Here is a 21,187-nt window from a genome sequence, read left to right as displayed (position 1 = left end):
CCACTATTTTCTTCATTAAGCCGGTACTTGGCCTTGATGCTTTTGCAACTGTTCGGAAAACTTCTGGGAATAAGTATTCCGCCAAGTTTCCCAGTAATCTTGTTTATTGGTCAACTTTGCTAAGACGCGGTTGTAATTAGCAAACCAACCTTCCCAATAATCGCTTGGTTGTTTAACGCAACCATGAGCAGTGGGACAACCAGCTTTACATTGAGGTACAGTGTGAATGCTGCCAACACAGTTTGTGCAAAGTTCAGAGTCAATCCAGTGAATACCGTCAACTACTTTAATTGCACCGGTGGGACAAACAGACAAACAAAGCTTGCAGGAAATACACTGGCTAGTAATTTTGTAAGCCATGATTATTTACCTTGGTGTGAATTGGTGAAGAGGTGATTGGTAATAGGTGATTGGTGATTGGTGATTGGTGATTGGTGATTGGTGATTGGTGATTGGTGATTGGTGATTGGTAATTAGGGAAGAAGTGATTGGAAATAAATATTACCCATTACCCATTACCCATTACCCATTACCCATTACCCATTACCCATTACCAATTACCCATTACCAATTACCCATTACCTATTACCTATTACCCATTAGCTGCTACATATTGCTCGTAAAACTCTAAAGCAACCTTTTCAATTACGTCGTAAGCTTCAACAGTCTGTATCCCAGCTTCGTGCAGTTTCTCTTTGGGACAGTTACCGATTTTGGAAACCAAGACTGCTTTACAATCTGCGATCGCTTTCATTATATGGTCTGCGGTAGCTTCTTCGCTGTAACCACCTTGACAATATTGGTCAATCTTACGATGACTGACAAAGCGTACTTCCTTACCATCAACTTCATACACTTGGAATTCTTTAGCGTGTCCGAAGTGTTGGTTAACTAATCCACCACCTTTTGTTGCTACTGCAACTAGGATTTTGGGTTTGTTTTGTAGAGATTTACCATTGTTACTCTCTACAGCAGTTGCTTTTGCTTTATCTTTAGCTGCTTTAATTTCTTCTCTAAATTTCTCAATACCTTCGTGAACTTCTTGGCGTGTTTCAAAGTTATATTCTGGAGTCATTTCCAAGAACTTATCTTTGGTGAATTCTTGGCTACGATCTTCTCCTAATAATCCTACCGCATCTGCTCGGCACTGACGACAGTGACGCATCATTTTCATGTTACCAGAGCAGTTGTCTTGGACTTCCTTCAGTTCTTTACCTGTTGGTCCCCGTTGACCGGTTAAACCGAAGTGTGTACCATGTTCTGGTGCAGAAATCAGCGGCATGATGTTGTGCAAGAATGCACCTCTGGCGCGAATTGCCTTGTTAACTTCTACCAAGTGTTGGTCATTAATTCCCGGAATCATCACGGAATTAACTTTGCACAAGATATCAGCTTCCTTGAGAGCTTGCAATCCTTCCAACTGCTTTTCTAGGAGAATTTTTGCCCCTTCAACGCCTCTATAACGCTTACGTTTGTAATGAACCCAAGAATAGATTTGTGCGCCTATTTCTGGATCGATGGTGTTAAGGGTGATAGTAACGTGATCTATATTTAATTGCTTGATGCGATCAACATATTCTGTGAGCATCAAACCGTTAGTAGATAAGCACAGTTTAATATCTGGTGCTTTGTCTGCAATCAATTCAAAGGTACGGAAGGTTTTTTCTGGATTAGCCAAAGGATCACCAGGGCCCGCAACTCCCAAAACTGTCATTTGGGGAATTTTTCCGGCAATTACCAACACTTTATGTGCGGCTTCTTCCGGTGTGAGCAACTCACTTACCACTCCAGGGCGACTTTCGTTAGCACAGTCATACTTGCGGTTACAATAGTTACATTGTATGTTACAAGCTGGTGCAACTGCAACGTGCATCCGGGCGTAATGGTGATGAGCTTCTTCACTGTAGCAGGGATGTTTAGCGATGCGTTCTATGAGTTTTTCGTCCATTTCTGGAGTTGTGCTGCTGTCGCAACCGCAATTACCAGATTTAGCTGGGGTGATAATGGATTCCTGATTGGAGGAGGTGAGAATGTTTGTAGCAGGTAGTGTCATTGAATTTCGCAAGGTCGGTGGACTAAAGAGCCACTGTGGGAGATGCTGTTACTACTGCCAATGCCTATGAACTGAAGTCGCGTCTTATACTCATTTTTTTGCAGGAGTATGATACTAATTTTGGATGATTTAGTGTTATTTGAGATCATGGCAAAAGTCTATTAATTAAGACTTTTAATCCAAAATCTAAAATCGTTCGACTGAGCGCAGCCGAAGTCTAAAATCCAAAATTTCTCCAAGGTTCGGCTGGTGTGTGTCAACGTTTGGGTCTTGGGTAGACTTTGTGTATACAGCCGCGACTTCCTTTCACTTCAGGCATGGTGCTATCTCATCCCTCCACTCACTTTTGGCTTCTAACTTTGTTAAGGAGCGTTAAGTGATTGGCGATAAATGATTTATAGCAGCCGTTTCTAGATAGGTTGTTGGGCTGTCTAGGATAGGATTTATTGGATATATTATGTTTGTACTCAAATCTATAAACCCCAATCTTTGCCAGGGTTACAAAAATTAAATAAATTTTTTTCGGGTAGAGGTTCTAGTATTTTTCAGTTGGGGTACGAGTATTTATCGAGTGGGGTTCAGGATTTCTTTGTACTCAGTCAAAACCCAATGCCTGAGAGGTATTGGGCAATATTTGGGTTTCTTTTGGACTACATTAACCATGTACTCAAACGCTCCTCAAATCCTGCTGAAAGCCCTAATTTGCAAGGTATTTGAGGTGTAACTCTGGAGCAAAAAACGTTGTAATAGTCCAGAGATCTGCCAAATTATATTCTGTATCCAACATATCATTTTTTTTGATGTAAAAATGCAGTTCATATTCTTTTAACTTTTCGATGATTAATGATGTTAATTGCACGTCTAAACTATGTTGAATAAGCATTATGGCTCTAATACAATGATAACTATTAATGCAGATTATTTGCAATAAATTTAATTTTTTAAATTAGGTTTTCTTGGTTTGACGTTCTTATAGCTGTTCGGGAATGATAAATAATGTCAAATTAGGAAATAGGAAATAGGAAAAGAAATTAATCGTCCTGAACTTTTAGTATCGCTACAATATATATATGGCGAACAAGTCAAACAGGGGGAAATGTTATGAAAGCTGTGGTGATCCGTCGCTATGGTTCTGCTGAAGTGTTGCAGTATGAAGAGGTGGCGCAGCCGAAAATCACGCCTGAGCAGTTACTTGTGAAAGTTCACACTAGTAGTGTTAATCCCATTGACTGGAAAATCCGCAAGGGAATGTTGAGTTTGTTGACGGGGAACAACTTTCCCATGATTCTAGGGTTTGATGTGGCTGGGGAAGTGGTGGAAGTTGGTTCGCAGGTGACGCGCTTTAAAGTAGGAGATGCTATTTATGGCAGCACTAGCTTACCTGGAGGTGCTTATGCAGAATTCGCTGCTATCCCTGAAAATTTTGCGGCTCCCAAACCCACAAATATGAGTTATGAGGAAGCAGCCACTGTACCTTTAGCGGCGCTAACGGCTCTACAGTCCCTGCAAAACTTGGGTGATATCAAATCAGGTCAAAAGGTATTGATTAATGGTGCATCGGGCGGTGTAGGCGTTTTTGCAGTGCAAATTGCTAAAGCATTGGGGGCTGAAGTGACGGGCGTTTGCAGTACCAGAAATTTGGATTTGGTGAAATCTTTGAATGCAGATTTAGTGATTGACTATACGCAACAGGATTTTACCGAAGGTAATGTGCAGTACGATATTATTTTTGATGCTGTTGCCAAAGGAGAATTTTCTAATTGCAGGAAAGTTTTAAAGCCAAATGGGGTTTATATTTCCACTTTACCTACCCCGGAAGTAATTTTACAGGGTTTTTTAACAATGTTTCTGCCTGGTCAAAAGGTGAAATTTGTGTTGGAAATACCTAATAACAAGGATTTGGTTTATTTAAAAAATTTGATTGAAGGGGGTAAAATGCGGACTGTGATTGATCGCACATATCCTTTGCAAGAATTGGCAGAAGCTCATCGATACAGTGAAGGTGAGCGTGCGGTGGGAAAAATTGCGATTGCTTTGCTCGCCGCAGGCATCGCTGTTAGAACTTCTACATAAACGCCATATCATGTTCAAATCTGTGACAGAATAGTCTTATTGTCCTAGAAGCAATACTATTTACCACTTTCAATATATGACAAACGAAAAACTACTCAACCGTATTACTACCAATCCGAAAGTAATGGTGGGAAAACCAACAATCAAAGGAACACGCTTAACAGTGGAGTATATTCTTAATCTTCTGGCACACGGCGCAACAGTAACAGAAATTCTGGAAGAATATGAAGGTTTGGTAGAAGCAGATATTCAAGCTTGTTTATTATTTGCCTCTCGCTCTCTAGAAAGTACAATCTTTATGCCTTTAACTGCGGAGATTGCGTAGATGCGATTTTTGGTAGATGAAAATACAGGTGTGGCTGTCGCTCGTTGGTTACGTGAACAAGGTCACGAAGTTTTCTCAGTTTATGAACAAGCACGAGGAATTGATGATAGCACAATTATTCAAAAGGCTTTTGATGAAAACTGGATTTTGATTACTAGCGACAAAGATTTTGGCGATAAAGTTTATCGGGATCAGTGTCCACATCGGGGTGTGATTCTTCTGCGTTTGGAAAATGAACGCTCTGGAAATAAAATCAACATTTTACAACAGGTATTTGAAAAGTATATGGAACAGTTAACGGATAGTTTTGTAGTAGTTACTGAATCTCAGATTAGATTTGCCAGGATAAAATAATTGTTGTGTCAGATATTTTGGATATTTCATATGATTACCACTATTGAGCGTTGTTACAGTTTAGATGAATTATGAAAATAAATTAGTGATTGTAAATCGGTATTAATTATGCCATTTTGATTGACAAATGGATAGGATGTGGATAAAAATTCCGGGATATTATCTTCAATTTTTTTGAGTTCAACTTCTCCTATCCAAAAACAGATATCTTCATCATTTGGATTTAGAGATTGGGAAAAAACAAGGTGAATAATTTGGTAAAATTCAATGGCTACATCATCAGCTTCAGGACCCAAGGTAAAGTCAAGACGAATTACACTTGTCGATCAAGCCTCGATGTTTGAAGCTCTTCAAGATACTTTTTAGCATCTTTTTTAAATAACCTATATCTTAAATTATTGCTCTTTAGAATTGCTTCAGACATTTTAGATAGATAAATGTCATAGTCGGGATCTTCGGAACTTCTAGCTGAGAAAGTGTTGATAGCACTATTGATCTGACTTTCTATCTTATCTATGTTTGAATACAAATCATCTACATTTTCTTGTTTGATAAGTTTGCATGGAAAATTCCAGTTCGTAGGCGGTAGTTTGGCTGTTGATGGCGTTAACAAGGTTACGTTGGAGGCGCGAATGAAACAGCGTTGGCATGGGCTTTTGCTGGGCTTGTCCCTGGATAAACTCCCAGGCAGGAGAGGCTTCAATATTAGGTTGCTGAAGAAAATTTTCTAATGGGTTAGTGAGGGTAGTAAATTGCATATTTGCTATTATTTATTGTTCACATTTTTGGGAAGTTCAGTAAATTCAATCTTTCCTTTTTAATAAATGCAACATGGAATATTCTCATCCTGTAAATCCTTTAATCCTGGACATCCTGATTCAGACAAAAATTATAACACAAGATAACTCAATAACATCCATCTCCCTATATTTCTATTTTGTATTCCCACATACAGCAAACAAATCCTAAAACAAAATAAAGAAATCGGTTTTTTGACTACCAAAACCATACACTAATAATAGTAGCTGAGTATACAGAAATCCAAGTTGTAATCCCTTCTACCTGCCATTTTTTGGCAATGAGTACAACTTAATATATAGCCAATTATCTTGCCTAAATCGCTGCAAAGCCTCACAGGTAAAGGGATTTATATTGAGTACAAAAAAACTGAATCCCTACCCCAGAAATACCATTACCCCTGTTATAAAAAGCTAGTACCCCTACCCCAATAGAAAATGTAAAGTTCTGTTAAATAGGGGTTTAAACCTATTGAGTACAAACGTAATAAATTTAATAAATCCAATCAGTATCTGCGGTTGTGTCTGCTTTCGAGTCACCTGATATAAGCATAAAAATACAACATGGCTCTTTTAACCAGACAGTACCGATGCAACAGTCTTTAGACAGTATCAGTAAAACCACAACTGCAATTACAGACTTGCGGAAAAATCAACGTTCTGGCAGTTTTTGGGAGCCATTAATGAGCGATTTTCGCATCATTTTTGAGCGTGATCCAGCAGCACGTAATTGGTTAGAGGTAATCTTTTGTTACCCTGGATTTCATGCTCTGTGTTTACATCGTCTCGCGCACTGGTTACACCTCCGTAAAGTGGGTTTTATCCCGCGCTTAATTTCTCACTGGGGACGGTTTTTCACAGGTATTGAAATTCACCCAGGTGCAGAAATTGGTAAAGGTGTATTTATCGATCATGGCATGGGTGTTGTGATTGGTGAAACTGCCATTGTGGGAGATTATGCTCTTATTTATCAGGGTGTAACTTTGGGTGGAACTGGGAAAGAAAGCGGTAAACGTCATCCCACTTTGGGTAATAACGTTGTCGTGGGTGCCGGTGCGAAAGTTTTGGGAAATATTCAAATTAGCGATCGCGTCCGTATAGGTGCAGGTTCAATTGTCTTAGGTGATGTGCCTCCAGATTCCACTGTTGTGGGGATTCCTGGACGCATTATTTCCCATAAACAAACCAAACGTCTCTCTCCTTTGGAACATGGAAAACTTCCTGATGTCGAAGCAGGTATAATTCGTTCTTTGCTTTCTAGAATTGAGAAACTTGAACAACAACTGCAAACCCTGACAAATCATCAGCAGCACGAGGATAGTTGAATTATGTTTTCACTAGGAGAACAAGTTTTGCAGATTCCTTTGAGCGATAGATGGCAAATTTATCACCGTTTGCAAGAGTTAATGATTACTTGTTCTTGTCCTCCAGATGGTTCTTTGCGAGTGCAAATCCATAGTTTGCAAGAAGCCATTCTTGTCCGCAGTGCAGTTATGCAATTTCTAGCTTCTCGCTGTGAGTTGGTGAAATGGTTAGAAGATTGTTGGCTTCACAGTATTGAGTAAAAAGTGTGTGAGTGATCACAATTTACAACTTCTAGAATGTCTAATCAATACAATATCAGAGGATAATTCATGATGCCAGCATGATTCAGACTCTGAAAAGCTCAAAGTTATTGTTCACTCACAAATTAGCTTGCAGACTGAAGAGAATTAACCTAAGCTTAGGTTTCACTCACTTTACCAAATCTGCTAAATCTACTAAATCTAAAACTTCTCTGACATATTTCATTTCTGAATAGAGTGAAATTAGCAACTAGCACTGGGGATGGAATTTGAGAAATTATTGTCTAGCTTGATATTTTCAACGTCAAATTATGGTACAGCGTAACAGCGATAAGAAATTACTTCACTTTTTGCATAATGAACTGGAACTTTCAAAAGCGGATATTGCTGTCGCATTACGACACCGTGAGTTAGATAGAGGACCAATACCGATGCTACTTTGGCAATATGGTTTTATTGATTTAGACCAATTAGAAAAAATTTTTGATTGGTTAGCAGAACACGCTTAAACAATTCAAAAAGCTGATGGAATGGCTTTTAAATCTAATCTGAGTTGTCAGTCAAAATTTTTGCACTTAGATATGAAGCAAATATTTGTGAGGCATCAATTTTCTAGATCACAAATCAATTATCGAACAAAAATGAGGTTACTACTATGATTGCTACTTTAATTGCTGGACTGAGTATTTTATTGTTTACAGGACTTGCTAATAGCTATATTAGCTACCAGCTATTTGTAGAACATCCAAATCAGAGCCGGAAAAAATCTTCTTAAATTATACCAAGATTTGGTTTTCTGTCATACAGATGTGGTGTGAGTTATTGAGCAATAATTAAAGTTCATAACCCCTGTTTAATAACTAGCGCTATTTTTAGTAGTTAAAATTGAAATTTTAATATTTGTTTTATATCTATTATTACTAGGGATTGTAGGGTTAAAGAGTATTAGTAAAAACTCGGCTAGAGGAATATTTGAGATGAGTCAAATCATTATTAATGATACTACATTACGTGATGGCGAGCAAGCAGCAGGTGTTGCTTTTAACCTAGAAGAAAAAGTAGCGATTGCTCAATTTCTTGATGCCATTGGTGTACCCGAATTAGAAGTCGGTATTCCCGCAATGGGAGAAGAAGAAATTCGGGCAATTACTGCCATTGTTAACTTAGATTTGGATGCTAAATTACTCGGTTGGAACCGCGCTGTAATTTCAGATATTAAAGCTTCTATCGCTTGCGGACTTCAACGAGTTCATATTGCTATTCCCGTTTCTGGTATTCAAATTGCTGCCAAATTTCATGGTCAATGGAGAGTAAGTTTACAAAGACTAAAAGACTGTATTAGCTTCGCAGTTGATAATGGTCTTTGGGTTGCAGTCGGGGGAGAAGATTCTTCTAGAGCAGATGAAAATTTCCTCGAAGATGTAGCATTATATGCTCAAGAATGGGGTGCATCAAGATTTCGTTTTTGCGACACAGTTGGAGTTCTTGATCCTTTTGGAACTCATCTAAAAGTTAAACGGTTAGTATCTACTTTATCAATTCCCGTAGAAATTCACACCCATAATGATTTTGGTTTAGCAACTGCTAATGCTATTGCTGGGATAAAAGCCGGAGCCGTTTCTGTTAATACGACCGTTAATGGTTTAGGTGAAAGAGCCGGAAACGCAGCTTTAGAAGAAGTTATTATGGCTCTAAAATGCATCTATGGTGTTGATTTGGGGATTAAAACCCGACACTTATTAGAACTATCTCAATTGGTTGCTGCTGCATCAGGTGCTAATGTTCAACCTTGGAAAGCAATTGTCGGTAAAAATACCTTTGCTCATGAATCCGGTATTCATGCTCATGGTGTATTACAAAACCCAGAAACTTATGAACCTTTTGCTCCTGAAGAAGTAGGTTGGGAGCGGAGTTTAGTCATAGGTAAACATTCTGGACGGCATTTAGTATCTAATTTGTTAGAACAATATGGCATCTTTTTGAATTCAGAAGAAACCCAATCTATATTAGATGCAGTACGTCAACAATCAACACTAAAAAAACGTAGTCTCACTACAGAAGAACTGTTGAATCTAGTACGTGAACAGAGGTATTCTCATGCAGCGCGATGAATTAGAACTGGACTTACCTCCTGCTTTTGAAATTGGTCAAAAAGTACGAATTCGTAAATTGATCAAAAATGATGGCACCTTTCCTGGCCAAGACATTGGTGCAGTTTTGGCTCAAAAGGGAGACGTTGGTTATGTGGCAAGTATAGGCACATTTTTACAAAATACCTATATATATGCTGTGCATTTCTTAGATACAGGGTTCGTCATCGGTTGTAAAAAGAAAGAACTAGAAATTGTTGAGGAAAATAATGAAAGTAATGCTAAGAATGAATGATGCTGGTACTTTAGTTGCTTACGTTGCTAAAAAAGACCTTGAGGAAGAAGTTGTCAAACAAACAGATAGTGATGCAGGTAAGGTTCTCACTTTAGCTAATGGTTGGGAATTAGAATTTAGTGAGTTACCAGCTACAGAAAGTTTACCTTTAACTGTAGAAGCTAAACGCCTCGCTTAGAAATTTGATGGTAGGGAGATGGTGAGATGGTACAAATCCATCTTGGAAATCATGTCAAAATAATTCGTAATTGATAATCCTTAATTTGTAATTCTCATCATTGAGAAATTGAACTGCTTAATTGATGGTGTCGTTTACTCTCTTCAATTACGAATTACGAATTACGAATTACGAATTACGAATTAGGCATGATTCACCCTATCTAACTCAGTTTGACTAAAAGTTAATTTTGTAATTTTGAGTTATTGACATGGGTGAAAAGTATCAGTCGTTATCAGAATTGAATCTTGAGGGACAGTTTTTAGGTTTTGTTGGTGATAAACCAGGAAAATATAAATATTTAAGTTTAGCAATTCCTTCTGGGAAAGTGAAAGTTAAACTACCTAAAGATTTGCGCTGTTCTCCAGTTTCTTCTTTAGTACCTGGTGAACAAATTCGCGTTGGTGCTATCAGTAAATTGAACCCACGTACAAGTAAGGTTAAACTCAAAGCTTATCAAGTAGAAGCGGTTGGTTTGTGTTTCATTGAAAATCGTCAACCTCAAACCAAAGCTAAGATTATGGTTTGTCAAAAATCTGGTTGTATGAAACGGGGTGGAAAGGGGTTATTATCAGACTTAGAGAAAACTTTGTGCGATCGCGGTTTGTTGGATAAAGTTAAAATCGAACATACCGATTGTCAAAAACGTTGTAGCAGCGCTCCCAATTGTGTTTTGATGTTGGGTAAAAAGCAATACAAGAAAGTTCATCCAGAAGCTATAGCCTCTTTGTTAGAGAATCATTTGAGTTAATTTGTCAAAATATTGTACAAAATCATTGCAAAGGTGAAAGAGATCAACTCTCATTCGCCTATTTTTGCTGTCAAGAGTTACAGCGATTTTCTGGTAAATAAACCACCTTTTTTTGTCTCACGCAGAGGCGCAGAGGCGCAAAGAGGAAACAATACAAGATTCCCCAACGTCATCAATAATTAATCATCTTGGTATTCTTTTCAAAAAAAATCATGAAAAACATCATCATATTAACTACCATTCTATCATTAGCTAGTTTAACAACTATTCCTGCTATTGCTAATTCCAGCCACCAACACCATCAAACTAACAACGGTAATAAAATCAAACCCGTCGTAATTCCTAACAATCAATTACCAGAACCTTTAACCCAAGGAATAGTATTTAGAGAAATTGCAAGTGGAGGAATAACAGGAAGAACCTATCAAACCGTTTTAATGAATAACGGTAGACTCATACGAGTATCAATAGGAGATGCTAACGACTCACAACGTAGTGTTCGTAGAGTTTCCCAAGAAAAAGTAAAACAGTTTGAACGCTTATTAAATAAAGTCAAATTTGCAAAATTCAACAAATTGAGTTATCCAGCACCTCAAGGTGCAGCAGACTATATTACCTATACCCTAACTAGTCAAACAACCACAACACAATACAATGATATTTCTCAATCTCAACTACCAAATAAATTAACTGAGGTTGTCAAAGCATGGAACGAGTTAAAAAATAGCGCCAAATAAATAACCCAAATCCTCAACTTCAAAAATTGAGGATTTAGATCAAACTCTGAATTTTTCTCTGCGCCTCTGCGCCTCTGCGTGAGAAAAAAATCATCCCTTCTCAACCAAATCCTCCAAAACCTGTTGCAAATCATTCGTCAACTCAGCCACCGCTTGTCTCGCAGCAACCCGACTACTTTTATAACCCGAATAACGTTCAGAAACAGATATCGGTTCACCCACAGTTATCTTCACCTGCTGCTTACCCAATTGCGGACGCGGTAAAGGATTAATACCCTTAATTTTATTCACCATATTCCATAAAATTAAAGTCGTTTCCGCAAATCTTTCTACTGTGGGTTTTTCGCGGATGTAAATACCAGAAACAGCCACAAAACTCTCAACTAATCTCATGTGCCACATCCGAAAATATGCTTCTTCCGCAATTCTATCCCCCAAACTTTTCTCAATGGGTGATATGAATTTAATATCTTTAAAATCTTCTCTAAATATATAATTCCAACCTGCTTGTTCTACCCGTCTACATCTATCAGTCCAATTTCCCCTAGATGGCAAATCAAAATACTGTTCAGCAATGAATAACGCAATATTCATCACAGCTTGTAACCGATAAGCTAAAGCTTCATTTCTATCTAAAATTTCCCCATTGATAATCTTTTCATCTGGCAATGTTTGATGATAGAATCGGGTGTAGAATTGCTCCATCATCGATAATAAATGTTCTGACAAAGTCAATAACCGAGGATAAAGCACATCAAAAGAAGTACTATTTGCTGACTTGACAGATAAACCACTTACTGCTTCTAATTCAGTTAATAAATTCGCTATATTTTCCCAAGGTTCATTAACATAACTATATTTAATTCCAATTGGTAAAATTAAAACTTCCTCATTTCTCCCCGCTTTTTGCAAATCTTCCGCACACCAAAAACCCATTTGAGCAATACCCGGTTCCAAAGGACTAACAATCTCCGATAACCCATTTGTCGCACCCTCCGGTGCAGCAGCCATTGGAAACTTACCATTAATATATAAATCCCGCGCTGAACGTAACCCCGTCCAGTCAGCCTTACCGCGTTGAATGGGAGTACCACCTAAATGAGAAGCAAGCCAACCAATATGTTTACCCGCCCATAGAGGAATTCCCCGATCATAGATAAAATGGGCATGAATCGGATGCTGTAGCTGTACACCCCGCTGTCGTGCTACCTTTGGCACAAGTTGGGAAAACAAGTAAGCTAAACAAAGTGGATCTTCTGTTTTAGGATGACGAAATGCCAGCATAAAGCGGATTTTCCCCTCCTGAAATTGCTGATTAAGATCCAGCAAAACTTCCACGTTTTCTGCTTCAATTTGGCTAATAGGAGTTTTCCAGCGTATCCAGTCGGGTAAAAAAAGATGAACAAATCTTAATAGTAAGGGGTTCAGCGCTGGCGGAATAAATTCTAAAGGTGGTTGTGCTTGATACATTACTTCAGACAAGGTAGTTATCTCCTCAAGTTACATAGAAAAAGCAGAATTTGGTTAGTAGTAAGGACTTTAGTCCTCACTAAATGGAAACACTTTAAACATAACCGATTTGAAAAGTTAGGAAGTAAAGGTAAAAAACGATGCGATTATCACAAATGTTATTTGTTACACTGAGGGATGATCCGGCTGATGCGGAAATCCCTAGTCATAAATTGTTACTTCGTGCCGGTTATATCCGTCGCATCGGTAGCGGCATTTACGCTTATCTTCCCCTAATGTGGCGGGTTTTGCAAAAAGTTTCCCAAATTGTGCGGGAAGAAATGAACGCTACCGGCGCACAAGAATGTTTATTACCCCAATTACAACCTTCTGAATTATGGAAGGAGTCGGGACGTTGGGACACCTATACTAAGGCTGAGGGAATTATGTTTTCTCTCGTTGATAGACGAGAACAACAATTAGGACTTGGCCCAACTCATGAAGAAGTAATTACAACAGTTGCCCGTGATATGATTCGTTCATATCGTCAATTACCTCTGCATTTATATCAACTGCAAACTAAATTTCGTGATGAAATTCGTCCCCGTTTTGGTTTGATGCGCGGTAGAGAATTTATCATGAAAGATGGTTATTCTTTCCATGCTGATGAAGAAAGTTTGCAAAAAACTTACCAGGATATGTACAAAGCATACAGTAATATGTTGCGACGTTCTGGTTTAGCTTTCCGAGCAGTAGAAGCTGATTCTGGTGCTATTGGTGGTTCTGGTTCTACAGAATTTATGGTGTTAGCAGATGCGGGAGAAGATGAAGTTCTCTACACTGAAGATGGTAAATATGCAGCAAACGTAGAAAAGGCGGTTTCTTTAGCAGCAGAAGCGGAAACTTCACCTTTTACAACTTACGAAAAACGGGAAACTCCGGGAACTGATACAATTGAAAAACTTTGTAATTTCTTGAAATGTTCTCATACTCAAATTGTCAAAAACGTTTTATATCAAACTGTATATGATAACGGTTTAACGGTTTTGGTGTTGGTAAATATTCGCGGAGATCAGGAAATTAACGAAGTCAAATTACAAAATGAATTGACTAGATTAGCTCCTCAATTTGGTGCAAAGGCTATTATTGCTTTTAGTATACCTACTAGTGAAACAATTGCAACTTGGGCAGCAAAATCTTTACCTTTAGGTTATATTGCACCAGATATTACTGATGATTATATCGCTGGAAGTAAACAGGTAAATTCCCAGTTTGTGCGCTTGGTGGATAAAACCGCTGTGGAGTTAAAGAATTTTGTCACCGGTGCAAATGAAGCTGGTTTTCATGTTGTGGGGGCAAATTGGGGTGAGCAGTTTAAGCTACCATCATTAACCGTAGATGTTCGTAAATCAAAAGCAGGCGATCGCTCTCTCCACAACCCAGAACAAACCCTACAAACAGCTAGAGGTATCGAAGCCGGTCATATCTTCCAATTAGGTACAAAATACTCTGAAGCGATGGGTGCAACTTATACCAACGAACAAGGGGAAGAAAAACCTTTGATTATGGGTTGCTACGGTGTGGGTGTGTCTCGTTTAGCACAATCGGCTGTTGAACAATCCTATGATAAGGATGGCATAATTTGGCCAGTTGCGATCGCACCTTATCACGCCATTATCACAATTCCTAACATTAAAGATGCCCAACAAATCGCAGTTGCCGAAAAACTTTACACCGAACTCAACTCTTCAGGTGTAGAAACATTACTTGATGACAGAGATGAACGTGCAGGTGTTAAATTCAAAGATGCAGATTTAATTGGAATTCCCTTTAGAATTGTCACCGGCAGAGCGATTACTAACGGTAAAGTGGAAGTAGTAAAACGCGCAACTCGTGAATCTCAAGAAATTCCGATTGAGGAAGTTGTCAATACATTGCAACAGTGGATTAAAGAAGCGATAGAAGGGTAAGATTAAACGCAGAGGGGCGCTGAGGTAAACGCGGAGGTACGCTGAGATTTTTTTCTTGGTTAGCCCCCTAAATTGTCAATCTTGTACATCCTTTAATCCTAAAAATCCTGATATGGCTACGCCACGCTACGCCACGCTACGCTATCAGACAGTCAGTAGTAGGTTGGGTTGACGGAAGGAAACCCAACATTTCCCAAAATTATAAAAGGTAAAACAAAATGGCTACAACAGAAATCAAATTTACCCTCACATTACCCGAAGTCCCAGAAATTCATCGTTTAGAAGCAGAAAAAAAAGCCAAAGAAGCATACATCATGACATTATTACGTCATGGAGATATTAGTGCTGGACGTGCAACAGAATTATTAGAAATTGAACGTTGGCAAATTTCTGATTTAATGGATATTTACCAAATATCTCCCTTCCCCACCCAAACAAAGGAAGAACTACAGGAAGAAGTTACTCAAACACTAGAAATTTTAAGCCAGTATAAAAAGTGATTATTCTCGCTGCACAACAGTATTCTCAATCTCCAATTCCTGCATCTCGCAATCGTTTTTCCAATTCTGCTAGACGTTGTAAAGCAGCTTCTTTTTCCCGTCGTTCTTGTTCCTTCTCTCGTCGTTCCTTCTCAACCGACTCAAACCCCCACAATAACAAATTACCCTCTTTATCCCACCACCGCAACCAGTAACCTTCACGGTTTTCTCGCTTTCCTTCCCACACACCAATAAATAATTCCATTTCCCCTAACCAATAACGGTTATTTTCATCAGGAGAACGTAATTGATATTTCCCCGACTCCTGTAAACGATGTACTTCTAAAACACCTGATTCTGGTTCAAAAATCAGATAATTTGGAACTTGTAAAACCTCTTCATAAAAAAACCATTTACCAGGAGGAAAAGTCCGTTTACTAGAATATTCATTCCCATTTGTATCTGAAAGAAATTCCATCACGACAACAGGAATTTCTCCCTGTTTGTGAGGTGTATAACTGCGTTTTACTTCCTCTCTAGGTACGGTAATTTGCGGCACATAAGCCCAATCAGGTGCTTTCACTACAAATTTGTCATTTATTGTGGCACAGATGCCGTAATTGGTCGTTACGAGGGCTGTTGCTGGGAGTTTCCCTGCCAGTTGTAGGCTTTCCGTCAGTGCAGCAGCTAAAGATGGTTGATTGACATTATCCACAGGTTCATCGTCTAAAATCAAGTCTTCAGGCAAGAGTTCCCAGGTAATTTTTTGGGTTGAAGCAGTGACAACCATAGCAACCACAAATGAGGGATTGATTATTGATTATAATATAACGTTAAATTATTTGGTCTCAGAGGGTAGACTGTTATCAGTTAATTACCGCGTCTAACCTAACTGACAAGATATGTATTAATTTCAGGAAACTGCCCTTGAGAACGTGATTAATATATTAAAGGATTAAATTCAAGGAGCAAGCAAAAGTACACATAAGTTTCAATAAATCATACTTTTGGATCTTTAATTTCATCAATAATGAGGATGCAGAGTATTGATTTAGTATTAAATATCTTCCCGTACACCATCTTCATATCCGTATTTCAAGAAACAATTATATTTACATCAAAATTCCGGTGACGGACTAGAACAGTCAACCTAAAATTAAAGATGAGATAAAGTTACTATGGGTGCAGGATTACAAAATGCTGAAATAGCCTAACCAAGAGGATTCTTAATCTAAAATCCCAATTCCAAATTGGTATGAAACAGGCAAAATTAAAATCAGCAGAATTTTCATACATTAAAGCATCTATCGATTTTAAGAACCAAACCATGCATCCTTATCGTCTTTAACCAGGTGTCTCCTCTCGATAACACTATTTCAGCCCTTTGTCAAGTAGGTTTTAGATATGAATGACCAACAAAGAACTAACCGGAATATTTCCTCAGGTGTAATAGCAGCCGTCTCAGCTGCGGTTGTCGCGGTAAGTGGCGGGGTAGCTTGGTTGACTTCCCAAACTCCCAATAGTTCCACACCAGCAAACCCCTCTCAAAGCATCAAACAGCCATTAACAACTCAGCCAGGTAATGAGCAAACTGCCAGTATATATTGGCTGAGACCCACGGAAAAAAGCGTTGAGTTAGTTCCTCAGCCGATAAAAATTGCAGCTGCACAACCCAACCAAGCTTTAGAAGCCGCTTTTAAAACATTATTAGCGGGGCCAACTGAATCTACAGATTCTACAACCATACCCCAAGGTACTCAGCTACTGGGACTAAAAGCTGACAAGAATGAAGTCCACGTCAATTTATCAGCAGATTTTACTAGTGGTGGTGGTAGTACTTCCATGATGGGTCGTGTAGGTCAGGTTGTCTACACCGCTACAACTCTCAATCCTAACGCTAAGGTTTACATTGAAGTAAATGGTAAACAATTGGATGTTTTAGGTGGTGAAGGTGTGGAACTAGAACAGCCTTTAACTCGTGAAAGCTTTAACAAAAATTATCCGCTTTAGCAAAAAATCAATGGTCAGTGGTCAGTTTACCCAAAAATAAACTCATGACCAATGACCAATGACTAAGACTTATTTAACACCCTAAAGTATTCAGCGACTTGTTGCACTACTTCTGGTGGTACAGGCAACGTTTGTTTCATCAGGATTAACCCGCAAGGACTGACTAAGTGTTAACAGTAATCAAAATAATTAGTAATCCGTAATTCGTAATTAATAGAACATACTTACTTAAGTTATTGAGAGAAAAATGCTTTTTCCTAGATTTCAAGCAAGCACTTTTTCAGCGTGGGGCAAGAATTACGAATGATCAATTACGAATTATTTTGACTAATTTCATATAGATATTAATACTTAATCAGGGTTAATTCGCATCAAAGGTTGACCATATTCTACTGATTCGCCATTCTGCACCAAAATTTCCATCACCTGTCCAGAAACTTCGGCTTCAATTTCGTTCATTAGCTTCATGGCTTCAATGATACAGACTGTTTGACCACTGCGGACGCGATCGCCCACTTCCACAAAAGGCCCTTCAGTTGGTGCTGGTGCGCGATAAAAAGTTCCTACCATTGGGGACTGCACCTCTACCAATCTAGCAGCGGGCGTATTCACTGATAACGGTGATTGCGCCCCAGCCACGGAATTATCACGGCTTGTCGTTGCTTCTGGTAACTGTGTGGGTGCTATCTGATTTCCTGTCGTTACCGATGTCAATCCCGAACCCACCACACCACCTAGCGTAGCTTGACCTACCGACAGTACATGATTACCAGCTTTCCGTACTGTTAACTCAAAATTATCGCTTTTGAGCGTTACTTCTGCAATATCCGTTTGTGCAATAGTTGCCAGTAGTTGGCGGATTTCATTAAAGTCTAATGGCACAGTTTTTTTTACCTCGACCTAAACGTAAATGAAAATCTTAAGTGTGGCAGGGATTTAATCCCTATATAAACAAGGGATTGAAATCGGTAATACCAATTTTGGATTGGTCATTGATAATTGGTCATTGGAGAAGATTACTCATTGCCCATTACCCAGTCACTATCCCAACTTGGTATTATGAAAATTATTCCCTGCCTAAATATTTATCTTCTCTGGTATCAATTTTGATACGTTCCCCTTGAGTAATAAACAAGGGAACCATGACAGTAGCACCAGTTTCCACAATTGCGGGTTTAGTGCCACCTGTAGCAGTATCACCTTTAACACCAGGATCTGTTTGGATAATTTCCAGAACTACAGAATTAGGCAATTCTACTTCTAGAACCTGTTCGCCCCAACGAATGACGTTGACTTCCATACCTTCTTTTAGGTATTTTACGCGATCGCCAATTTCCGCTACGGTCAATCTGCCTTCTTCGTAGGTTTCCATATCCATAAAGACCAACTCTTCGCCCTCTTTATAGGTATGCTGCATCGTAATTTTTTCCAGGGTAGCTTGTGGCACAGATTCCCCAGCCCGGAAAGTTTTTTCGAGTACTTTCCCAGTTTGGACATTTCTTAGTGTTGTTCGCACAAAGGCAGAACCTTTGCCCGGCTTAACGTGAAGGAAATCTATCACTCGCCATACAGACCCGTCTAAGACAATAGAGACACCGGGTCGAAAGTCGTTACTAGAGATCATGAAACTTTAAATTTTTGGAAGACAATCGGCATTTATTGTACCCTTCAAAGGTGGTCAGTTGTTAGTTGCTCTCCAAGAAGTGACTGAGAAACAGCAACAAACTACTGATAAAAAACTCAGCAGTCATAACTCAACACTCAGGACTGTTACTGTGGGAAGATTATTCATGGGTGATTTCCTTCTCAACAATTTAATGCTGCATTTGAGCTATCCCATGTTTAACTTATTTAAGTCCTGGCTAGATAACAGCCTCAAGGCAATACTCCTGGTAACTATATTTTTAGGCATAATTACAGCTGGGTGGACTCCTTCGAGTCACGCAGCCCTGCCATCTGGAAATGCGATTACCGATGGCAAAGCTTTGTTACGTAATGCACTTCCCATCGATAACAAACCAGTACGCAAACTGCAAGTCAGTTTAGAGGATATTTCTAACCAACTGCGGGCTAATAAGCGATGGGGCGCAGTTAATAATGACCTCAAACAAGCATCGCGGATACTCGATCAACCTTCCCAAATATTAGCAAGCGTTCCGGAAGAACGCCAACCTCAAGCCCAAGCTTGGCTGACTGATTTGAAATCTGGCATCACAGAACTGCAAGAAGTAGTCAAAACCAAAAACAAAGCCGAAATTCTGCAAGGTAGAGCCAAATTACTAAATCTCGTCAGCTTGTTAGAAGAGTCAATGGTGAAGGAATTCCCCTTTGAAGTCCCTGCTGAGTACAGTAATTTACCTCAACTCAAAGGTCGTGCCACTATCGCCATCAAAACTAATAAGGGCGATCTTACCGTAGTTGTAGACGGCTACAGCGCCCCTGTAACTGCTGGTAACTTCGTCGATTTAGTCCAACGGGGTTTTTATAACGGCTTAGAATTTACCCGTTCTGAGGAATCTTATGTACTCCAAACCGGAGATCCAGAAGGCAAAGAAGTCGGTTTCATTGATCCCAAAACCGGTAAATATCGTGCTGTTCCTTTAGAAATCTTAGTTGAAGGCGAAAAAGAACCAACTTACGGCATTACTCTCGAAGATGCTGGACGTTATCTGGATATGCCAGTATTGCCTTTTTCTTCCTTTGGTGCTTTAGCAATGGCGCGTCCTGAAAGTGACGTAAACGGTGCTTCTTCCCAAGTTTTCTTCTTCCTCTTTGAACCAGAACTTACCCCCGCAGGACGCAATCTTTTAGATGGTCGTTATACTGTGTTTGGCTATCTGACCGAAGGTAGAGAAATTTTAGATAAACTGAACGCAGATGACAAAATTGAATCTGCAACCGTTGTTCAGGGCATAGAAAATTTAGTTCAGCCACAGACAACTTAATTAATTTGGGATTTTAGATATTGGATTGATTCTAAAATCCAATATCTAAATTCACCAGTTCAAAAATTTTTATTCTCTAGAATAATTTGGCTGTAAGAGGATGTTTTAAAAGTCATTAGTCATCTGTCGAAAATCTTTATACCCCCCTAAATTACCCTTAAAAAGAGGGACTTTAATATAGCCTATCACTCCTTCAGCATTAATTTAATTAGCTTAATAAAAGTTCATTTGCATTTTCAAAGAATAACTGAATTTGTTGCCAAGACAACCTTATAAAATAAGTAGCCCAACAAATAATTCCTAAAAATTTGAAGCTATCTTCCACGCTTATTAACTTATCCCCAAAAAATGTATCGGCAAACAATGATAATCCGAAAAATAAAATTGCTGCTGATAAAATGATAAACTCTGTTTTTTCTATTAACCGACTACATTTAATTATAATCCTCACTGTCATTATTAGGTAAATAATATAAATACTGTATTCGTGAATACGAAAAGAATCATACAAAGTCTCATGTAGCATAAATAAGTCATCAATCATTAACACAAGAGTCAAAATTCCAGACCATAACAAAAAATCAGCATATTTACGAAAAGTTGCCTTCTTTTTCAGGATTAAACAAGTACCAAAACAAACAGTTACACATGAACACCAAGCTAAGATTCCGACATTTGAGAATAATCCTATGTAACCTGGTAACTTAGCTGTAGCCAATGGATCACGGACAAATGTAGTAGCAGATAAATTGGTAGCTAACATACCAATTGTTATAAACAATGTAAATGGTATAACCGTAGCTAAAATTATTAAAATCAACAGTCTGATTTGCCGATAATAATCGAAAGCTATGATATTCTTTTTTAGCATTTTTCTCTACTAGTTTTGATTTGATAAATTGTCAGAATTTTTATTAACCTAAATAGGGCTTGCTGATAGCTTGGCGTTAGCCATATAAAATCAGAAAGAAAAATAGATAAGGGTTTCACTGTTTTTGATGGTCGAAAAGTGCAAGGTTTTGGTATAGGTTCTCAAAACAGTTGCATTTTTCCTTGTCGGATAATGGAAATTGAGGA

At 38.7% G+C, this 21,187-nt stretch carries 25 protein-coding genes; 15 read left to right on the top strand and 10 right to left on the bottom strand.

Features of this window, described 5'->3' with window-relative positions; genetic code table 11:
* Nucleotides 1-15: 15 nt before the first annotated feature.
* From H6G68_RS18920 to H6G68_RS18910, 3 genes are all read right to left on the bottom strand, one after another.
* On the bottom strand, nt 16-360 hold the full coding sequence (locus H6G68_RS18920; RefSeq protein ID WP_190908024.1) for a DUF362 domain-containing protein: 345 nt from the start codon (nt 358-360) through the stop codon (nt 16-18).
* Between the two features lie 232 nt (nt 361-592).
* Nucleotides 593-2,053: a nitrogenase cofactor biosynthesis protein NifB gene (gene nifB / locus H6G68_RS18915; RefSeq protein WP_190908023.1), complete on the bottom strand. Its 1,461-nt coding sequence runs from the start codon at nt 2,051-2,053 to the stop codon at nt 593-595.
* A 697-nt stretch (nt 2,054-2,750) separates the two neighbouring features.
* The gene (locus H6G68_RS18910) at nt 2,751-2,936 is read right to left on the bottom strand and encodes a hypothetical protein (RefSeq protein WP_190908022.1); all 186 of its coding nucleotides are present in this window, start codon (nt 2,934-2,936) and stop codon (nt 2,751-2,753) included.
* Nucleotides 2,937-3,154: 218 nt separating this feature from the next.
* Here H6G68_RS18910 and H6G68_RS18905 point away from each other — a divergent pair, with 218 nt between their 5' ends.
* From H6G68_RS18905 to H6G68_RS18895, 3 genes are all read left to right on the top strand, one after another.
* Nucleotides 3,155-4,126 (top strand): NAD(P)-dependent alcohol dehydrogenase, encoded by a 972-nt coding sequence (locus H6G68_RS18905; RefSeq protein ID WP_190908021.1) that lies wholly within the window; start codon nt 3,155-3,157, stop codon nt 4,124-4,126.
* Nucleotides 4,127-4,202: 76 nt separating this feature from the next.
* Entirely contained in the window at nt 4,203-4,451 is a 249-nt protein-coding gene (locus H6G68_RS18900; RefSeq protein ID WP_190908020.1) for a DUF433 domain-containing protein, read from the top strand.
* Complete coding sequence (locus tag H6G68_RS18895; RefSeq protein WP_190908019.1) at nt 4,452-4,805, top strand: DUF5615 family PIN-like protein; 354 nt, start codon at nt 4,452-4,454, stop codon at nt 4,803-4,805.
* A gap of 53 nt (nt 4,806-4,858) precedes the next feature.
* Here H6G68_RS18895 and H6G68_RS18890 read toward each other — a convergent pair whose 3' ends face one another.
* A complete protein-coding gene (locus tag H6G68_RS18890) occupies nt 4,859-5,101 on the bottom strand; it encodes a hypothetical protein (protein ID WP_190908018.1) in 243 nt (80 codons plus the stop codon).
* Nucleotides 5,102-5,335: 234 nt separating this feature from the next.
* Nucleotides 5,336-5,563: a PDDEXK family nuclease gene (locus tag H6G68_RS18885; protein WP_242045319.1), complete on the bottom strand. Its 228-nt coding sequence runs from the start codon at nt 5,561-5,563 to the stop codon at nt 5,336-5,338.
* A 629-nt stretch (nt 5,564-6,192) separates the two neighbouring features.
* Here H6G68_RS18885 and cysE point away from each other — a divergent pair.
* The 8 genes from cysE to H6G68_RS18845 all read left to right on the top strand — a co-directional run bounded on the left by cysE (nt 6,193) and on the right by H6G68_RS18845 (nt 11,257).
* Nucleotides 6,193-6,927: a serine O-acetyltransferase gene (gene cysE, locus H6G68_RS18880; RefSeq protein WP_190908017.1), complete on the top strand. Its 735-nt coding sequence runs from the start codon at nt 6,193-6,195 to the stop codon at nt 6,925-6,927.
* Nucleotides 6,928-6,930: 3 nt separating this feature from the next.
* Nucleotides 6,931-7,167, top strand: a complete 237-nt coding sequence (locus H6G68_RS18875; protein WP_190908016.1) for an Asr1405/Asl0597 family protein — start codon at nt 6,931-6,933, stop codon at nt 7,165-7,167.
* A gap of 311 nt (nt 7,168-7,478) precedes the next feature.
* Complete coding sequence (locus H6G68_RS18870; protein ID WP_190717212.1) at nt 7,479-7,676, top strand: DUF2949 domain-containing protein; 198 nt, start codon at nt 7,479-7,481, stop codon at nt 7,674-7,676.
* A 468-nt stretch (nt 7,677-8,144) separates the two neighbouring features.
* Nucleotides 8,145-9,278 carry a homocitrate synthase gene (gene nifV / locus H6G68_RS18865; RefSeq protein WP_190908015.1) on the top strand — a complete coding sequence of 378 codons (1,134 nt, stop codon included), beginning with the start codon at nt 8,145-8,147 and terminating at the stop codon, nt 9,276-9,278.
* Nucleotides 9,265-9,552, top strand: a complete 288-nt coding sequence (locus H6G68_RS18860) for a nitrogen fixation protein NifZ (RefSeq protein WP_016951714.1) — start codon at nt 9,265-9,267, stop codon at nt 9,550-9,552. Before nifV ends, H6G68_RS18860 begins: the two co-directional genes overlap by 14 nt.
* Nucleotides 9,527-9,730, top strand: a complete 204-nt coding sequence (nifT, locus tag H6G68_RS18855) for a putative nitrogen fixation protein NifT (protein WP_026104217.1) — start codon at nt 9,527-9,529, stop codon at nt 9,728-9,730. The genes H6G68_RS18860 and nifT overlap by 26 nt, the downstream gene beginning before the upstream one ends.
* Before the next feature lie 250 nt (nt 9,731-9,980).
* Entirely contained in the window at nt 9,981-10,520 is a 540-nt protein-coding gene (locus tag H6G68_RS18850) for a (2Fe-2S) ferredoxin domain-containing protein (protein ID WP_190908014.1), read from the top strand.
* 212 nt (nt 10,521-10,732) lie between these two features.
* Nucleotides 10,733-11,257 (top strand): hypothetical protein, encoded by a 525-nt coding sequence (locus H6G68_RS18845; RefSeq protein WP_190908013.1) that lies wholly within the window; start codon nt 10,733-10,735, stop codon nt 11,255-11,257.
* Nucleotides 11,258-11,347: 90 nt separating this feature from the next.
* Here H6G68_RS18845 and H6G68_RS18840 read toward each other — a convergent pair whose 3' ends face one another.
* A complete protein-coding gene (locus H6G68_RS18840; protein ID WP_190908037.1) occupies nt 11,348-12,727 on the bottom strand; it encodes a 1-acyl-sn-glycerol-3-phosphate acyltransferase in 1,380 nt (459 codons plus the stop codon).
* Nucleotides 12,728-12,867: 140 nt separating this feature from the next.
* Here H6G68_RS18840 and H6G68_RS18835 point away from each other — a divergent pair, with 140 nt between their 5' ends.
* Together H6G68_RS18835 and H6G68_RS18830 are read left to right on the top strand one after the other, a co-directional pair.
* Nucleotides 12,868-14,676 carry a proline--tRNA ligase gene (locus H6G68_RS18835; RefSeq protein ID WP_190908012.1) on the top strand — a complete coding sequence of 603 codons (1,809 nt, stop codon included), beginning with the start codon at nt 12,868-12,870 and terminating at the stop codon, nt 14,674-14,676.
* A 218-nt stretch (nt 14,677-14,894) separates the two neighbouring features.
* Entirely contained in the window at nt 14,895-15,176 is a 282-nt protein-coding gene (locus H6G68_RS18830; protein WP_190908011.1) for a UPF0175 family protein, read from the top strand.
* Nucleotides 15,177-15,201: 25 nt separating this feature from the next.
* Here H6G68_RS18830 and H6G68_RS18825 read toward each other — a convergent pair whose 3' ends face one another.
* A complete protein-coding gene (locus tag H6G68_RS18825; RefSeq protein ID WP_190908010.1) occupies nt 15,202-15,945 on the bottom strand; it encodes a Uma2 family endonuclease in 744 nt (247 codons plus the stop codon).
* A gap of 614 nt (nt 15,946-16,559) precedes the next feature.
* On the opposite strand from H6G68_RS18825, the gene H6G68_RS18820 reads away from it, so the two are divergent.
* Nucleotides 16,560-17,165 carry a GerMN domain-containing protein gene (locus H6G68_RS18820; protein WP_190908009.1) on the top strand — a complete coding sequence of 202 codons (606 nt, stop codon included), beginning with the start codon at nt 16,560-16,562 and terminating at the stop codon, nt 17,163-17,165.
* Nucleotides 17,166-17,516: 351 nt separating this feature from the next.
* Here H6G68_RS18820 and accB read toward each other — a convergent pair whose 3' ends face one another.
* On the bottom strand, nt 17,517-18,047 hold the full coding sequence (gene accB / locus H6G68_RS18815; RefSeq protein WP_190908008.1) for an acetyl-CoA carboxylase biotin carboxyl carrier protein: 531 nt from the start codon (nt 18,045-18,047) through the stop codon (nt 17,517-17,519).
* A 184-nt stretch (nt 18,048-18,231) separates the two neighbouring features.
* Nucleotides 18,232-18,789: an elongation factor P gene (gene efp, locus H6G68_RS18810; protein ID WP_190908007.1), complete on the bottom strand. Its 558-nt coding sequence runs from the start codon at nt 18,787-18,789 to the stop codon at nt 18,232-18,234.
* 214 nt (nt 18,790-19,003) lie between these two features.
* Between efp and H6G68_RS18805 the strand changes: the two genes are divergently transcribed.
* The gene (locus tag H6G68_RS18805; RefSeq protein ID WP_190908036.1) at nt 19,004-20,110 is read left to right on the top strand and encodes a peptidylprolyl isomerase; all 1,107 of its coding nucleotides are present in this window, start codon (nt 19,004-19,006) and stop codon (nt 20,108-20,110) included.
* A 208-nt stretch (nt 20,111-20,318) separates the two neighbouring features.
* Here the strand turns inward: H6G68_RS18805 and H6G68_RS18800 are convergent, their stop codons facing one another.
* A complete protein-coding gene (locus H6G68_RS18800) occupies nt 20,319-20,981 on the bottom strand; it encodes a hypothetical protein (protein ID WP_190908006.1) in 663 nt (220 codons plus the stop codon).
* Nucleotides 20,982-21,187: the final 206 nt, after the last annotated feature.

This window comes from Anabaena catenula FACHB-362 (assembly GCF_014698735.1).
GTDB lineage: Bacteria > Cyanobacteriota > Cyanobacteriia > Cyanobacteriales > Nostocaceae > Anabaena > Anabaena variabilis_A.
The sequence above is the reverse complement of the archived record's forward strand: the minus strand, read 5'-3'. Positions and strand labels throughout refer to the sequence as shown.

Excerpts from the sequence above, each read along its gene's own strand:
- H6G68_RS18835 (WP_190908012.1), top strand. The coding sequence starts at position 12,868 with ATGCGATTATCACAAATGTTATTTGTTACACTGAGGGATGATCCGGCT.
- H6G68_RS18845 (WP_190908013.1), top strand. The coding sequence starts at position 10,733 with ATGAAAAACATCATCATATTAACTACCATTCTATCATTAGCTAGTTTA.
- H6G68_RS18870 (WP_190717212.1), top strand. The coding sequence starts at position 7,479 with ATGGTACAGCGTAACAGCGATAAGAAATTACTTCACTTTTTGCATAAT.
- nifB (WP_190908023.1), bottom strand. The coding sequence starts at position 2,053 with ATGACACTACCTGCTACAAACATTCTCACCTCCTCCAATCAGGAATCC.
- H6G68_RS18860 (WP_016951714.1), top strand. The coding sequence starts at position 9,265 with ATGCAGCGCGATGAATTAGAACTGGACTTACCTCCTGCTTTTGAAATT.
- H6G68_RS18905 (WP_190908021.1), top strand. The coding sequence starts at position 3,155 with ATGAAAGCTGTGGTGATCCGTCGCTATGGTTCTGCTGAAGTGTTGCAG.
- H6G68_RS18840 (WP_190908037.1), bottom strand. The coding sequence starts at position 12,727 with ATGTATCAAGCACAACCACCTTTAGAATTTATTCCGCCAGCGCTGAAC.
- nifV (WP_190908015.1), top strand. The coding sequence starts at position 8,145 with ATGAGTCAAATCATTATTAATGATACTACATTACGTGATGGCGAGCAA.
- H6G68_RS18885 (WP_242045319.1), bottom strand. The coding sequence starts at position 5,563 with ATGCAATTTACTACCCTCACTAACCCATTAGAAAATTTTCTTCAGCAA.
- H6G68_RS18830 (WP_190908011.1), top strand. The coding sequence starts at position 14,895 with ATGGCTACAACAGAAATCAAATTTACCCTCACATTACCCGAAGTCCCA.
- efp (WP_190908007.1), bottom strand. The coding sequence starts at position 18,789 with ATGATCTCTAGTAACGACTTTCGACCCGGTGTCTCTATTGTCTTAGAC.
- H6G68_RS18805 (WP_190908036.1), top strand. The coding sequence starts at position 19,004 with ATGTTTAACTTATTTAAGTCCTGGCTAGATAACAGCCTCAAGGCAATA.
- H6G68_RS18920 (WP_190908024.1), bottom strand. The coding sequence starts at position 360 with ATGGCTTACAAAATTACTAGCCAGTGTATTTCCTGCAAGCTTTGTTTG.
- H6G68_RS18825 (WP_190908010.1), bottom strand. The coding sequence starts at position 15,945 with ATGGTTGTCACTGCTTCAACCCAAAAAATTACCTGGGAACTCTTGCCT.
- H6G68_RS18910 (WP_190908022.1), bottom strand. The coding sequence starts at position 2,936 with ATGCTTATTCAACATAGTTTAGACGTGCAATTAACATCATTAATCATC.
- H6G68_RS18900 (WP_190908020.1), top strand. The coding sequence starts at position 4,203 with ATGACAAACGAAAAACTACTCAACCGTATTACTACCAATCCGAAAGTA.
- cysE (WP_190908017.1), top strand. The coding sequence starts at position 6,193 with ATGCAACAGTCTTTAGACAGTATCAGTAAAACCACAACTGCAATTACA.
- H6G68_RS18800 (WP_190908006.1), bottom strand. The coding sequence starts at position 20,981 with ATGCTAAAAAAGAATATCATAGCTTTCGATTATTATCGGCAAATCAGA.
- H6G68_RS18850 (WP_190908014.1), top strand. The coding sequence starts at position 9,981 with ATGGGTGAAAAGTATCAGTCGTTATCAGAATTGAATCTTGAGGGACAG.
- H6G68_RS18820 (WP_190908009.1), top strand. The coding sequence starts at position 16,560 with ATGAATGACCAACAAAGAACTAACCGGAATATTTCCTCAGGTGTAATA.
- nifT (WP_026104217.1), top strand. The coding sequence starts at position 9,527 with ATGAAAGTAATGCTAAGAATGAATGATGCTGGTACTTTAGTTGCTTAC.
- H6G68_RS18875 (WP_190908016.1), top strand. The coding sequence starts at position 6,931 with ATGTTTTCACTAGGAGAACAAGTTTTGCAGATTCCTTTGAGCGATAGA.
- H6G68_RS18895 (WP_190908019.1), top strand. The coding sequence starts at position 4,452 with ATGCGATTTTTGGTAGATGAAAATACAGGTGTGGCTGTCGCTCGTTGG.